Source organism: Thalassobaculum sp. (assembly GCF_040219215.1).
Lineage (GTDB): Bacteria > Pseudomonadota > Alphaproteobacteria > Thalassobaculales > Thalassobaculaceae > Thalassobaculum_A.
This window is the reverse complement of sequence record NZ_JAVJSX010000044.1, coordinates 209,864-223,041: the sequence shown is the minus strand read 5'-3', so window position 1 is coordinate 223,041 and position 13,178 is coordinate 209,864. Positions and strand designations below refer to the sequence as shown.

The 13,178-nt window shown below is 63.6% G+C and carries 14 protein-coding genes; 3 read left to right on the top strand and 11 right to left on the bottom strand.

Annotated elements, in window-relative coordinates; all coding sequences use genetic code 11:
* Nucleotides 1-25: 25 nt before the first annotated feature.
* The gene (locus RIC54_RS26280; RefSeq protein ID WP_350094277.1) at nucleotides 26-1,036 is read left to right on the top strand and encodes a putative sugar O-methyltransferase; all 1,011 of its coding nucleotides are present in this window, start codon (nucleotides 26-28) and stop codon (nucleotides 1,034-1,036) included.
* Between the two features lie 6 nt (nucleotides 1,037-1,042).
* Here RIC54_RS26280 and parC read toward each other — a convergent pair whose 3' ends face one another.
* From parC to folK, 8 genes are all read right to left on the bottom strand, one after another.
* Nucleotides 1,043-3,277 (bottom strand): DNA topoisomerase IV subunit A, encoded by a 2,235-nt coding sequence (parC, locus tag RIC54_RS26275; RefSeq protein ID WP_350094274.1) that lies wholly within the window; start codon nucleotides 3,275-3,277, stop codon nucleotides 1,043-1,045.
* Complete coding sequence (recO, locus tag RIC54_RS26270; protein ID WP_350094271.1) at nucleotides 3,274-4,035, bottom strand: DNA repair protein RecO; 762 nt, start codon at nucleotides 4,033-4,035, stop codon at nucleotides 3,274-3,276. The genes parC and recO overlap by 4 nt, the downstream gene beginning before the upstream one ends.
* A gap of 41 nt (nucleotides 4,036-4,076) precedes the next feature.
* Nucleotides 4,077-5,003, bottom strand: a complete 927-nt coding sequence (gene era, locus RIC54_RS26265; protein WP_350094268.1) for a GTPase Era — start codon at nucleotides 5,001-5,003, stop codon at nucleotides 4,077-4,079.
* Nucleotides 5,000-5,683 (bottom strand): ribonuclease III, encoded by a 684-nt coding sequence (gene rnc, locus RIC54_RS26260; protein WP_350094265.1) that lies wholly within the window; start codon nucleotides 5,681-5,683, stop codon nucleotides 5,000-5,002. Before rnc ends, era begins: the two co-directional genes overlap by 4 nt.
* Nucleotides 5,680-6,417 carry a signal peptidase I gene (lepB, locus tag RIC54_RS26255; protein WP_350094262.1) on the bottom strand — a complete coding sequence of 246 codons (738 nt, stop codon included), beginning with the start codon at nucleotides 6,415-6,417 and terminating at the stop codon, nucleotides 5,680-5,682. Before lepB ends, rnc begins: the two co-directional genes overlap by 4 nt.
* A 118-nt stretch (nucleotides 6,418-6,535) precedes the next feature.
* Nucleotides 6,536-8,677: a RelA/SpoT family protein gene (locus RIC54_RS26250; RefSeq protein ID WP_350094259.1), complete on the bottom strand. Its 2,142-nt coding sequence runs from the start codon at nucleotides 8,675-8,677 to the stop codon at nucleotides 6,536-6,538.
* Between the two features lie 63 nt (nucleotides 8,678-8,740).
* On the bottom strand, nucleotides 8,741-9,178 hold the full coding sequence (gene rpoZ, locus RIC54_RS26245) for a DNA-directed RNA polymerase subunit omega (protein ID WP_350094256.1): 438 nt from the start codon (nucleotides 9,176-9,178) through the stop codon (nucleotides 8,741-8,743).
* 87 nt (nucleotides 9,179-9,265) lie between these two features.
* The gene (gene folK, locus RIC54_RS26240) at nucleotides 9,266-9,775 is read right to left on the bottom strand and encodes a 2-amino-4-hydroxy-6-hydroxymethyldihydropteridine diphosphokinase (protein ID WP_350094253.1); all 510 of its coding nucleotides are present in this window, start codon (nucleotides 9,773-9,775) and stop codon (nucleotides 9,266-9,268) included.
* A gap of 167 nt (nucleotides 9,776-9,942) precedes the next feature.
* Here folK and RIC54_RS26235 point away from each other — a divergent pair, with 167 nt between their 5' ends.
* The gene (locus tag RIC54_RS26235) at nucleotides 9,943-10,596 is read left to right on the top strand and encodes a LabA-like NYN domain-containing protein (RefSeq protein WP_350095046.1); all 654 of its coding nucleotides are present in this window, start codon (nucleotides 9,943-9,945) and stop codon (nucleotides 10,594-10,596) included.
* 2 nt (nucleotides 10,597-10,598) lie between these two features.
* Complete coding sequence (locus RIC54_RS26230; protein WP_350094250.1) at nucleotides 10,599-11,255, top strand: uracil-DNA glycosylase; 657 nt, start codon at nucleotides 10,599-10,601, stop codon at nucleotides 11,253-11,255.
* On the opposite strand, the gene RIC54_RS26225 is transcribed toward RIC54_RS26230, so the two are convergent.
* The 3 genes from RIC54_RS26225 to dapA are packed head-to-tail and all read right to left on the bottom strand — an operon-like array spanning nucleotide 11,252 to nucleotide 13,048.
* Nucleotides 11,252-11,686 (bottom strand): hypothetical protein, encoded by a 435-nt coding sequence (locus RIC54_RS26225; protein WP_350094247.1) that lies wholly within the window; start codon nucleotides 11,684-11,686, stop codon nucleotides 11,252-11,254. The two genes, RIC54_RS26230 and RIC54_RS26225, sit on opposite strands and share 4 nt — an antisense overlap.
* Entirely contained in the window at nucleotides 11,683-12,153 is a 471-nt protein-coding gene (gene smpB, locus RIC54_RS26220; protein ID WP_350094244.1) for an SsrA-binding protein SmpB, read from the bottom strand. Before smpB ends, RIC54_RS26225 begins: the two co-directional genes overlap by 4 nt.
* A gap of 19 nt (nucleotides 12,154-12,172) precedes the next feature.
* Nucleotides 12,173-13,048: a 4-hydroxy-tetrahydrodipicolinate synthase gene (dapA, locus tag RIC54_RS26215; RefSeq protein WP_350095043.1), complete on the bottom strand. Its 876-nt coding sequence runs from the start codon at nucleotides 13,046-13,048 to the stop codon at nucleotides 12,173-12,175.
* Nucleotides 13,049-13,178 lie beyond the last annotated feature (130 nt).

Below are 13,178 nucleotides of genomic sequence, written 5' to 3'. Positions count from 1 at the left end.
ATAACGGACAGGCCTGGCACGGTTTATGGACTCAGCGTACCTAATTCATCGCTATTCAGACCTCTGCGCGGAGGCCGACCGGAACGCTGATCTTGGCTGGCGATCGTTTCGGGAAGATGGGCAGAAGCGCCGTTTCCCGCTCACGGCCGAGATTATCGATCGGTTTGCCGACTATATTTTCGGCGGTATCGGGTTCGAGGTCCGAAACGATTTCTTCGGCCTCATGCCGTCGACCGAAGGCGCCATTCTCCGCAGGCCTGAACTCTCGGACGAGCAGCGCAGCCAGCACCTGCAGACGCTTTCCGATCTGTTTCGATCAATGTGGTCCGCCTTCAACGCCGCAGGCGTGGCTCCCAAAACCTGGCTGCCGCTGATCACCGCCGACAATGTCGTAGGCGGACTGCTGCTGACCTTGACGATCGACGGGCAGCCCCTGCTGGTGAGCAGCCACACAATCCGGGTTGCGCCACGAGCGCTCATGATGAGGGCGGCACTTAAAGGCGTACCATCGTCGGTTCTGGAGATCGGCGGTGGGCACGGGCGCTTTGTCAGGGACGTGCTGAAACTCGCCCCTGGCACACGCATCACCTACTGCGACCTGCCGTTCAATCTGCTGCTTGCGGCTCGTTACCTGACCAGGGTGTTTCCGGGAGACGTCCACCTCGCATGGGACAACACGCCGATCCCCGACACGGCGCGCATTACCATTGTCCCACCCTGGCGACTTGCCGATATTCCCTACTCGATCGACGCGTGCTGCAACTTCTTGTCATTCCAGCACATGCAGGCGGACAATCTAGCCTTCTACGGTACCGCATTGCATCAGCTTGGGGTTCGATCAATCTATCACGTCAACAGACTGACCCCGTACCACGACGGCGAAGTCGCGCTCGACGACTATCCATTCCGGGATGTCTACGAAACTGAATCCCGCCGGTTCGTGGCTTCTGCGTCAAAATCTCATTGGATCGACGGACAGGAACACAAATCCGGATCGGTCGACCAGATCGCCGAGGTCTTGCGGTTAAAGCAGTAGCCGGACTTACGTAAACCGAGGTGGCCTCGGGAACCCGGTAGGCGGGTTCTTCCCCGCGCCAGCCCGCTTACCCCGCCAGATGCCAAGATCGGACTCGGTGCGGCGACGACCTCCCTGCAGTACCCACGACAACCCGTCTGCCGCGTTGAACACCACAGCATCCGCAAGATGGCCGCCCGGCTTGTACTTCTGCAGGATGACGCCCTTGCCGCGCACCATTTCCGGAATGTCCGCGGCATCGAACACCAGCAGCTTTCGGTTGGTTCCGACAACCGCAACCGTATCGCCGGCCACCGTGACGCAAATGTTCGCCCTGGCGCCGCTGTCGACCACCAGCACCTGCTTTCCGGCACGGGTTTGGGCAACCACATCGTCCACCGGCACCACGAAGCCACGGCCTTCGCTGGAAGCTACCAGCAAGCGGTCACCGGTCCGGTAGGGCCGGATCGCCACCACGTCCTCGTCATTGGCCAGGTCGATCATCAGGCGGAGCGGTTCGCCGTGTCCTCGGCCTGACGGCAGCTTGTCGCCGCCGATGGTGTAGAACCGCCCGTCGGTCGCAAACACCAGGATCTTGTCGGTGGTTTCGGCGTGCAGTCGGAACCGCTCGCCGTCGCCTTCCTTGTACTTGACCTCCTGGTCGAGCCCGATGTGCCCTTTTAGCGCCCGTATCCAGCCCTTCTCCGAACAGATCACCGTGATCGGCTCGCGCTCGACCAGGGCCTCGGTCGGCACGATGACGGGGTTCGGAGTCGATCCGATCACCGTGCGGCGCCGGCCGATCTCCGTTGCCTTGCCGAAGCCCCGGCGAATCTCGCCGAGTTGATCACTCACGACCCGCCACTGCCGCTCCTCGTCACCGAGCAACGCGTTCAGATCGTCGCGCTCGGCCGACAGGTTCTCGAATTCCTTGCGGATCTCGATTTCCTCCAGGCGGCGAAGCGCCCGCAGCCGCATGTTGAGGATCGCTTCGGCCTGCACGTCCGACAGCTCGAAGGTCCGCATCATCACGGCCTTCGGCTCGTCCTCCTCGCGGATGATGCGGATGATCTCGTCAAGATTCAGGTAGGCGATCAGGTAACCGCCCAAGACTTCGAGCCGATGGGCGATCTTCTCCAGGCGGTGCCTGGTGCGACGGACGAGCACGTCCTGGCGATGGTCGAGGAATGCCTGCAACGCCTCGCGCAGATTCATCACCCGCGGGACGTTGTCCTTGTCGAGAACGTTCAGGTTGAGCGAGATCCGGCTTTCCAGGTCAGTCTGCCGGAACAGGCTCTCCATCAGGACGTCGGGGTCGACGTTGCGGCTCTTCGGCTCAAGAACCAGCCGGATGTCCATCGCCGACTCGTCGCGAATGTCGTCGAGCAGCGTCAGCTTGCGGTTCTGCAACAGCTCGGCCATCCGTTCGACCAGACGCGACTTCTGGACCTGATACGGAATCTCGGTGACGACGATCTGCCAGGTGCCGTTCTTGAGCGGCTCGACCTCCCACTTCGCCCGAACCCGGAAACTGCCCCTGCCGGTGCGATAGGCTTCCAGAACCGACTCGCGCGACTCGACCAACACCCCGCCGGTCGGCAGGTCCGGGCCCGGGACGAGGTCGACCAATGTCTCGTCGCGCGCCTCGGGATGCTTGATCAGGTGCTGCAGCGCGGCGCACAGCTCATCGACGTTGTGCGGCGGAATCGACGTCGCCATGCCCACTGCAATGCCTTGGGCACCGTTGGCCAGCAGATTCGGGAAAGCGGCCGGCAGGACAACCGGCTCCTCGCCTTCGCCGTCGTAGGTCTGGCGGAAATCGACGGTGTCCTCGTCGATGCCGTCGAGCAGCAAGGCCGCGATCTCGGTGAGCCGCGCCTCGGTGTAGCGCATGGCCGCGGCGTTATCGCCGTCGACGTTGCCGAAATTGCCCTGCCCGTCGACCAACGGGTAACGAACCGCAAAATCCTGCGCCAATCGAACCAGGGCGTCGTAGATCGACGAGTCGCCGTGCGGATGGAACTTGCCCATCACGTCGCCGACCACGCGCGCCGACTTCTTGAAACCGGAGCCGGGATCGAGGCGAAGCTGGCGCATGGCGAACAGCAACCGCCGATGCACCGGCTTCAGGCCGTCACGAACATCCGGCAGCGACCGCGACATGATGGTCGACAGCGCATAGGCGAGATAGCGCTGGCTCAGCGCGTCGGCCAGCCACGTGTCGTGGATCGGCGGCGGATCTTCCACAGATGTCGTAGTCATGTACTCAAACCTCCACCAGATACTGTAGCGTCCCGCGCGAACCGTTCAACGAAACGCGTGCGGGCCGGCGGTGGCTGCCGGCCGTGGGTCGCAAACACATGGCGTTCCATGAAGAATCCCGACAACGCCAATCCGCGAAACAGGTCGTCCGGATCGCCGCCGCCGCGCCCGATCAGGAATCGGGGCAGAGACAACAGTCGGTCACGGAATGGCTCGCCGGCAGCCAGCGACACGGCACGCCCGGTGCGAGGACTGACGTAGGCCAGATCGTCGTTCGCGCCGGTCGCAGCACAGCTCTCCAGGTCCAGGCCGTAGCCGAGATCCGCCAGCACTCCGATCTCCCAACGCACATACACCGCGATCCAGGCGTCACCCAGATCCGGCTGGGCCATTGCGTCGAGCAGGGCCACCAGCCCGTCATGGACCCGCGGATGCGGCTCCCGCTCCGGCAACGACGCCTCGGCTACCGCGCAGGCAGCACTTAACCCTGCCAGCTTCAGTGGATCGTCAAGCACCGCCGCGGCGTGACCGTGCCCCAGTTCACACGTGTAGTTGCCAAGATGATCGGCGAGCCGTGCCCGCCACTCAGCAGTCACCCGGTTGCCCGGCTGGTAGACCCCGCGAGCGCGGCCGGAAAACGCTCCGCGCACCAATCCGGCGTGCCGGCCGTGATCCCGGGTGAGCAGAACGACAACCGCCGAGCCCTCGCCGTGCGCCTTGGCCGCCAGGACAATCCCTTCGTCGGTCCAGTCGACCATGGGTCAGCCATCTGTTCTCACGGATGCGCCGGCCGCCGTTGTCAAACGTCCCACTCCAACCCCCAGGTGGTGAGACGTTCGCGATCTTCCTGCCAGTCCTCGCGCACTTTCACGAACAGGAACAGGTGAACCCGGCGCTCCATCATCTCTTCAAGCTGTGCGCGGGCGAGTTGGCCGACCTCGCGAATCTTCTGGCCACCTTTGCCGAGCACGATCATGCGCTGGCTCTCGCGCTCGACGTAGATCGTCTGATCGATCTTCACCGACCCGTCGTCGCGTTCGGTCCAGATCTCGGTCTCAACGGTCGTCTCGTACGGCAGTTCGTCATGCAGCTTCAGGAACACCTGCTCTCGGGTGACTTCGGCCGCCAGCAGGCGCATCGGAACATCCGACAGTTCGTCCTCGGGGTAGTGCCACGGTCCCGGCGGCATACGCTCCGCCAGGTATCGGGTCAGGTCGTCACAACCATCCCCGGTCAGTGCGGAGATCAAGAACACCGACTCGAAATCGAAAGCCTCGGAATAGGCCTGGACGATCGGCAACAGCCGTTCGCGCTTCATCCCGTCGACCTTGTTGAGCGCCAGAACCGCGCGCTGGCCGTTGGCCTTCAGTCCGTCGATGATTCGCTGGGTATCCTCCTCGATCCGGCCCCGGGCCGCGTCGGCCACCAGAACGATGATGTCTGCATCGCCGGCACCCGCCCACGCGGCGTGCACCATCGCCCGGTCCAACCGGCGGCGCGGTTTGAAGATGCCCGGCGTGTCGACCAGGATCAGTTGGGTCGCACCCGCCATCACGATCCCGCGGATCCGGGACCGGGTGGTCTGGGCCTTATGGGTCACGATCGACACCTTGGCCCCGACGAGACTGTTCGTCAGGGTCGACTTGCCGGCGTTCGGAGCCCCGACGAGCGCCACGAAGCCGCAGCGGGTCGGCCCCTCCGGGCTGTCGGTGGGTGACGCGGTCATTTCGGAATAGCCTCCAACATGGCGGCCGCAGCCAACTGCTCGGCCAACCGCTTCGATTTTCCACTGGCGCGCTGCGGTGCCAGACCTTCGACCACGACCTCGACCGTGAACTCCGGGGCGTGCGCCGGCCCGGTCTGCTCCACCGTCGTGTAGACCGGCAGAGGAAGACGCCGGCCCTGTGCCCACTCCTGGAGCCCGGTCTTGGGATCCTGGGGTGGTCGGTGGTCCATCTCCAGCAGCGGATTCCAGTGCTTGAGAATGAACTTCTGCGCCGCCGCCAGCCCGCCGTCCAGATAAAGCGCGGCGATGACCGCCTCCATGGCGTCCGACAGGATGGTATCGCTGGCGCGCGCTCCGGCATCGTCCTCGCCACGCGACACGATCAGATAGCGGCCGAGATCGATGGTGTGGGCCACATCGGCGAGCGTCTCGCGGCGCACCAGACTGACGTGGCGCTTGGCGATCGCCCCCTCGCGTTCGTGCGGAAACCGATCGAGCAACTGCTCCGCAACCGCCAGGGCCAGCACACGGTCGCCCAGAAACTCCAACCGCTCATAGGCGTTCCAGGCCCTTGGCTCGGCACTGGCGTGAGTGACCGCACGACGCAGGATGTCGGGGTGGTTGAAGGTGTGGCCGAGCGTCTCGGCCAGATGGCTCAGATCCCTGTCGGGCTCGCTCATACGATCCCGTCCAACAGCCGCCCGAAACGGGTCGCCGGCAGCCACTTCCAGACCTCCCAGACGTCCGACGTGGCGCTGGTGGAGTAGAAGATCACCTCGGCACGGCCCACGAGGTTGTCTCGTGGAATGAACCCGACCTTGGCGAACCTGCTGTCGACCGAGTTGTCGCGGTTGTCGCCCATGGCGAAATAGTGGCCTTCCGGAACCCGGTACACGCCGGTGTTGTCGTTCGGCAGATCGTCGCCGATCTCCAGGATCGGGTGCTCGCGACCGTTCGGCAGGGTCTCGATGTACTGCTTGACGTCGGCCGGTCGCCCGAAGCGGTCCTCGTCGCGGAAGTTTTCAACCTGCCGACGCGCAACCGCCTCGCCGTTGATGTGGAGAATGCCGTCCCTGACCTGGATGGTATCGCCCGGCAACCCGACGACCCGCTTGATGTAGTCGGTCTTGTTGTCGGTCGGCAGCTTGAACACCACGACATCGCCGCGCTCCGGTTCGGAGAACAGGATGCGCCCCGGGATCAACGGCAGCGACAACGGCAGCGAGTGACGGCTGTAGCCGTAGGACATCTTCGACACGAACAGGTAGTCGCCCACCAGCAACGTCGGGATCATCGACCCGGATGGAATGTTGAACGGTTCGTAGGCAAAGGTTCTGATGAACAGAGCAATGCCGACGGCGATCAGGATCGTGCGGATCATCTCGCCGAAGCCGCCCGACTTTCTGGCCGCCATGTGCTGGTGTCTCACTCGCATCGGAGAACTGGAACCGGTAGCTCGGTTGAGCCCGGTATGACGAATTTCCGGAGCCGGGGCAAGAACCTGCGCCAGATAAGCGCACCTGACACCCTCTTCATCCGCGCGCGCGCTCCACCGAATTGATGACCGGTGTCGCACGCAGCGCGGCAATGATAGTCGTCAGATGGCGAACGTCACCGACCTCGACGTCGATCAGGATCTCAAAAAAGTCGACCGACCGGGTGACGATCTTGAGGTTGATGATGTTGCCGCTGTTCTTGCCGATCACCGTGGACAACGAGCCGAGACTGCCGGGCTCGTTGGCGATCACCACGTCCAGACGCCCGACATGGGCGGACGACCGCTCCGCGTCCCAGCCGATATCAAGCCACCGCTCCGGCTCGTGGTGATAGTTCTCAAGGGTCTCGCAGTCGATCGTATGGATCGTGACCCCCTTCCCGGTCGTCACGATCCCGACGATCCGCTCACCCGGCAGCGGATGGCAGCAACGGGCGAAGTGCACCGCCATGCCGTCGATCAGTCCGGTGATCGGGATCGCGTCGCGGCTCGCCTTTCGGGGTTTCGCCCGCGCACGGGAGATCGGCACCACGTTGGCCGGCTTCTCGACCGGCCGCGCCGGTGGGTAGGCGGCGTGCACAACCTCCATTGCGCTGGTCAGCCCTTCGCCCACGCCGGCGTAGAGATCCTCGACGCTCTCCGCGCGAAACTTCTCCGACAGTGGGGCCACGGTCTTCTCGCTGAACGGGTGGCCTTCCTGCCGGAACGCCTTCTGCAGCATCGCCTTGCCGAGGTCCGAGAACTGCTGGCGACGCTTCAGGCGCACGAACCGGCGGATCCGCGCCTTGGCCTTGCCGGTGACGACAAACTGCTCCCAGGTCGGCGACGGGGTCGAGTTCTTGGAGGTTGCCACCTCCACCTGGTCGCCGTTCTTCAACTGGGTTTGCAACGGGACCAGGCGGCCGTTGATCTTCGCGCCGACACAGGTATCCCCGATCTCGGAGTGCACGGCATAGGCGAAGTCGATCGGGACCGACCCTTGGGGCAGCGCGATCAGATCGCCCTTTGGCGTAAAGCAGAACACCTGATCCAGATACATCTCGAGTTTGGTGTGCTCGAGGAACTCCTCAGGTCCGGCCGCCTGCTCCAGGATGTCCAGCAGTTCGCGAATCCATCGATACTGCCGACCTTCGCTGGCGCCTGCTCCCTGCTTGTAGGACCAGTGCGCCGCAACACCCAGTTCGGCGACCCGGTGCATGTCAGCCGTTCGGATCTGGATCTCGATGCGCTGGCGCTGCGGCCCGAATACACCCGTATGCAGGGACCGATAGCCGTTCGGCTTGGGCGTCGAGATGTAGTCCTTGAAACGGCCCGGCACCACGGGATAGCGGGCGTGGATCAGGCCAAGTGCATGGTAGCAGGCCGCGACATCCGCGACCGCCAGCCGAAACGCCATGATGTCCGACAACTGCTCGACGCCGACATTCTTGCGCTGCATCTTCTGCCAGACCGAGTACGGCGTCTTGGTCCGGCCGGCGACCAGCGCCTCGACCCCGCCCTCGGCAAGCGTGGCACGCAGTTCCTCGATGATCCGCTCGACCAGCCCGCCACCCTCGGCACGCATGAAGTCGAGCCGGGCCTTGATCGAAGTACGGGCGTCCGGATTGATCTCCGCGAACGCCAAATCCTCAAGCTCGTCCTTGATGTCGTTGATGCCGATCCGAGCCGCCAGCGGCGCGTATATGTCCATCGTCTCGGCGGCGATCCGCCGGCGCTTGTCCGGGTTATCGATGAAATGCAGGGTGCGCATGTTGTGCAGCCGATCGGCGAGCTTGACCAGCAGCACCCGGATGTCCTGGCTCATTGCCAGGACCAGCTTGCGAAGATTCTCGGCCTGCTTGGTGCGATCCGACTGCAGTTCGATCCGCGTCAGCTTGGTCACGCCGTCGACCAGACGGGCGATGTCGTCGCCGAACAGCCGGCGGATATCCTCGAGGGATGCGTCGGTGTCCTCGATGACGTCGTGCAGCAACGCCGTGATGATGGTCGCGTGGTCGAGCTTCATCCGGGTCAGAATCCCGGCGACCTCAAGCGGATGGGAGAAATATGGATCACCGGACGCACGCGTCTGGGTGCCATGCATCTTCATCGCATAGACATACGCGCGGTCCAGCGCCGCCTCATCCGCTGTCGGATCGTAGGCGCGAACCGTTTCGACCAGTTCGTACTGCCGGATCATGCCCTACCTCCGAACCACTTCATTGAAGTGGGAAGGCGGGCATGCGTTTTTGAGACGGGCGAGTCAGTCCTCGTCGCTGAGCATTGAGTCGTCCACGTCTTCAAAGCCACCGCTTTTCTCGCCGTCCTGCTCAACGTCCATACCGAGGCCCGACGCTGCATCCTCACCCAAAGTCTCGCCGTCGGCGAGCCGCCCGTCCAGGCCGGCCGCACCGCCGCCCAGGCCTTCGCTGCCGATCAGGCGCTCGAGATCGTCATCCTCCGGCTCGTCAACTTCGACGTGCTTCTGGAGGCCCTTGATCAGGCTTTCCTGCAAAACCGCGGCGTTGACGGTCTGGTCGGCGATCTCACGCAGGGAGACCACCGGGTCCTTGTCATTGTCGCGGTCGACAGTGATCGCCGACCCGGCCGAAATGTCGCGTGCCCGCTGGGCCGCAGCCATCACCAAGTCGAAGCGGTTCGGGATCTGGACAATACAGTCCTCGACGGTAACCCGCGCCATGGTAGCCTCTCGAAACAATCCGGGGAAGTCGGCAAGCCGCGGAATATAACGATGCCGACCTTGCGAAACAAGGGATAACCTCGCTCCTTAGCGTGGGCCGATCTTTCGTATGGTCGAACCATGCGCTGCCAGGCTGTCAATCAACTCGGCCACGCTGATTCCCCCGACCGGGTCGCGCCAGTACGGGGCGACGTCGGCAAGCGGCAACAGGACAAAGGCACGCTGGCGGGCACGCGGATGCGGCAGCACCGGCCCGCCATCCTCGCCGTCGCGGACCGCACCGCCATAGTCGATCAGATCCAAATCCAGTGGCCGTGCTTCGTTCTGAGTCCGTCGGACCCGTCCGAACTCCGCTTCGATTTCATGCAGCCGCGCCAACAACTGTTTCGGACGGAGGGCGCTCTCCACCAACACAACACCGTTCACGTACCAGGGTTGATCGGATGGCGGGACCGGCTCGGACTCATACCACGGCGATTCAGCAACAACCCTTATCAGGTTGTCTTCGGCCAGCCGCTTGACCGCCGCCTCGCAGGTGGCAAGGGGGGTGGCGTATCCATCAGCCGGCAGATTTGCGCCAACCGCGATCACTATCATCGGGCAACTCGCATCAGATGCTTTGAAAACCGGTCTTTCACCTGTACACAGGTACGATGTGTTGAATACTATACAGGCAGTCGCCGGCTGCCTCTGCCTCAGCTTTGAGACACGCTATTACGTCTTAAATTTGATCGTCCATCGATGATTATTTGAAAGGTTTCACTATGCTGTTCTATCCACACGAGAAAGTTGCGCTGTTCATTGACGGGGCCAATTTATACTCCGCCGCCCGCGCCCTTGGTTTCGACATCGACTACAAGCGCTTGCTGGTGCTGTTCGGCAGCAAGGCCAATCTGATCCGGGCGTTCTACTACACCGCCCTGCTGGAAGATCAGGAATATTCCCCGATCCGGCCACTGGTGGATTGGCTCGACTACAATGGCTACAGCCTGGTCACCAAGCCGGCCAAGGAGTTCACGGACTCACAGGGTCGTCGTCGGATCAAGGGGAACATGGACATCGAACTCGCGGTCGACATGATGGAGATGGTCGACCGCCTGGATCATGTTGTGCTGTTTTCAGGCGACGGTGACTTTCGCTCGCTGATCGAGGCGGTCCAGCGCAAGGGTGTGCGGGCGACGGTGGTTTCCACCATCCGGTCCTCGCCCCCGATGATCGCCGACGAACTTCGGCGGCAGGCCGACCAGTTCATCGATCTCGACCAACTTGCGGGCGACATCGAGCGCGTGCACTCCGACCGGCCGCCACGGCGCGACCGACCGGCGCCGCAATCCTCCGAGACAGCGCCCGACGAGGACGAGGAAGACTACGAGGACGAAATGCCGGCGGTTGTTACGCGCCGCACGCCCCGGGTCTGACCGTGTCCGCTGCTCGCGGCGGGGCCCTGTCCGACCCGCCGGCTGACTGTCCGCTTTGCCCGCGTCTGGTGCAGTTCAGACGGGACAATCAGGCCGCGTTCTCGGACTTCTTCAACGCACCGGTTCCCAGCTTTGGAGCCGCGGACGCACGCCTGCTGATCGTCGGCATGGCGCCCGGCCTGAAGGGGGCAAACCGGACCGGACGGCCATTCACCGGCGACTACGCCGGAGACCTGCTGTACGCGACCCTGATCCGGCACGGTTTCGCCCGAGGTGACTATGACCGGCGTTCCGACGATGGCCTGGAGTTGACCGACTGCCGCATCACCAACGCGGTTCGGTGCGTGCCTCCTCAGAACAAGCCGGTCGGCGCGGAGGTGAATGCCTGCCGCTCGTTCCTGATCGCGACGATCGCCGAGATGACGGCGCTTCGGGTGATCCTGACGCTGGGCTCGCTGGCCCACGGCGCCACATTGGCGGCGCTCGGCCTCAAGAAGTCGGCCTACAAGTTTGGCCATGGCGCCAAGGCGGTACTTCCCGACGGGCGCACCCTGATCAGCTCGTACCACTGTTCGCGCTACAACACGAACACCGGTGTCCTCACCGAGGACATGTTCAACGCGGTGTTTCAGGACATTCGCAGGACCCTGCCCCGCTAGGTACAGCCGATCTGGTACTGCTGCATGTAGATCCGTGCGATCCAGCCGGTCTGGTAGGCCAGCAGATAGAACCCGGCCCCATACACCGCAACAATGACGGCCACGTCACGAAGCCGCAGCCACTCGAAGAACGTGAACATGAAGACGGCCAGCAGGATGATCGGCCCCCAGATCTCCAGAGACGACCAGAGCAGGACGAGCGAGAGTTCGAAGGGAAAGATCCACTGTGCGTCGGACACCCTGCTCCAGCAGGTGCTTGATGGATCAAGCAGAGCCGATACCAAGCCGGCGATGTTCGACGCGGTCAGCCAAAACACAGGCGCCAATGAAGCGAGCCCGGCAACCAGTAACCGCACCCGTTTGCGGCGGCGCGCCTGAAGATCACCGTTGAGCGGAGCGTCGGGCTTGCGGTGCAGCGATCCGCCGCTCACGCCTTCTCCCGCATGATCCGGGCCTTCTGGCGCTCCCAATCCCGCTTCTTGGTGTCTTCGCGCTTGTCGGCCATCTTCTTGCCTCGGGCGAGGCCGATCTCCAGCTTCGCGATGCCGCGATCGTTGAAGTACAGCGACATGGGGACCAGCGTGTACCCGTCGCGCCGGATCATGCCGAGCAACCGGTCAAGCTCGCGGCGATGCACCAGCAGACGGCGAATCCGTCGCGGCTCATGATTGAACGGCGCGGCAGGCTTGTATTCCGGAATGTGGGCGTTGATCAGCGCCAGCGCGCCCCGATCCTCGCCGGCATAGGATTCACCGATCGACGCGCGTCCTTCGCGCAGCGACTTCACCTCGGAGCCGGTCAGCATCAGGCCGGCCTCGACGGTATCCTCGATCATGTAGTCGAAACGCGCCCGCCGGTTCCGTGCGACTTCCCGGCGGGCGCCTTGGCTGCCCGCCATCACGCCCTCACTTCATCCGTCAGTTCAGCAATCCGGCATGCCGCATCGCGTCTTCGACCCGACGCTTGCTCGAATCGGCGATCTCGCAGATCGGCAGTCGGGTCGACCCGTCACACAAGCCAAGCAACTTGGCCGCGTACTTCACCGGGCCGGGGCTCGTCTCACAAAACAACGCCGAATGCAACGGCTGCAGCCGCTCGTTGATGCTGAACACCGTGTCCAGGTCGCGGCGTTGCCACGCCGTATGCAAGTCGGACAACGGCTTCGGCGCGACGTTGGCCGTCACCGAAATGCAGCCGTGGCCGCCGTGGGCCAGGAACGGCACGACCGATGCGTCCTCACCGGTCAACTGGGTGAAGTCGGCGCCGATCGCCATTCGCGTCTTGATCGGCCGCACCAGATCTGCGGTCGCGTCCTTCACTCCGGTCACGCGTGGCAGCTCTGCCAGACGCGCCATCGTCTCGACCGTCATGTCCACCACCGACCGGCCCGGGATGTTGTAGATGATCACCGGAATGTCGGCGCTGTCGTGTATCGCCTTGAAATGCTGGTACAGGCCTTCCTGGGTCGGCTTGTTGTAGTAGGGCGTGACATGAAGCACGCCCTGCGCGCCGGCCTCCTTGGCGTGCCGGGTGAAGTCCACGGCCTCGGCCGTCGAGTTCGAACCTGCACCCGCTATCACCGGGACCCGGCCGTTCGCCTGATCGACGCAGAGCTCGACCACTTTCTTGTGCTCGGCGTGGTCGAGCGTCGGGCTTTCACCGGTCGTGCCGACCGGGATCAGGCCGTGCGTGCCGTTCGAGATCTGAAAGTCGACAAGTTTTCGGAATGCCTTCTCGTCGACCGCACCGTCCTTGAATGGCGTGATCAGGGCAACCAGGGACCCCTTGAACATAGGCTCTCCGAACGCATAACTCATCGGCTCTCTCCCGAAGCAACGACATCACATGTCGCGGAGCCGGACCTTACGCCGCCGATTCCTGAGGGGCAAGGCTCGGTGCCCCTCCCACTGATGCCCGGAACGC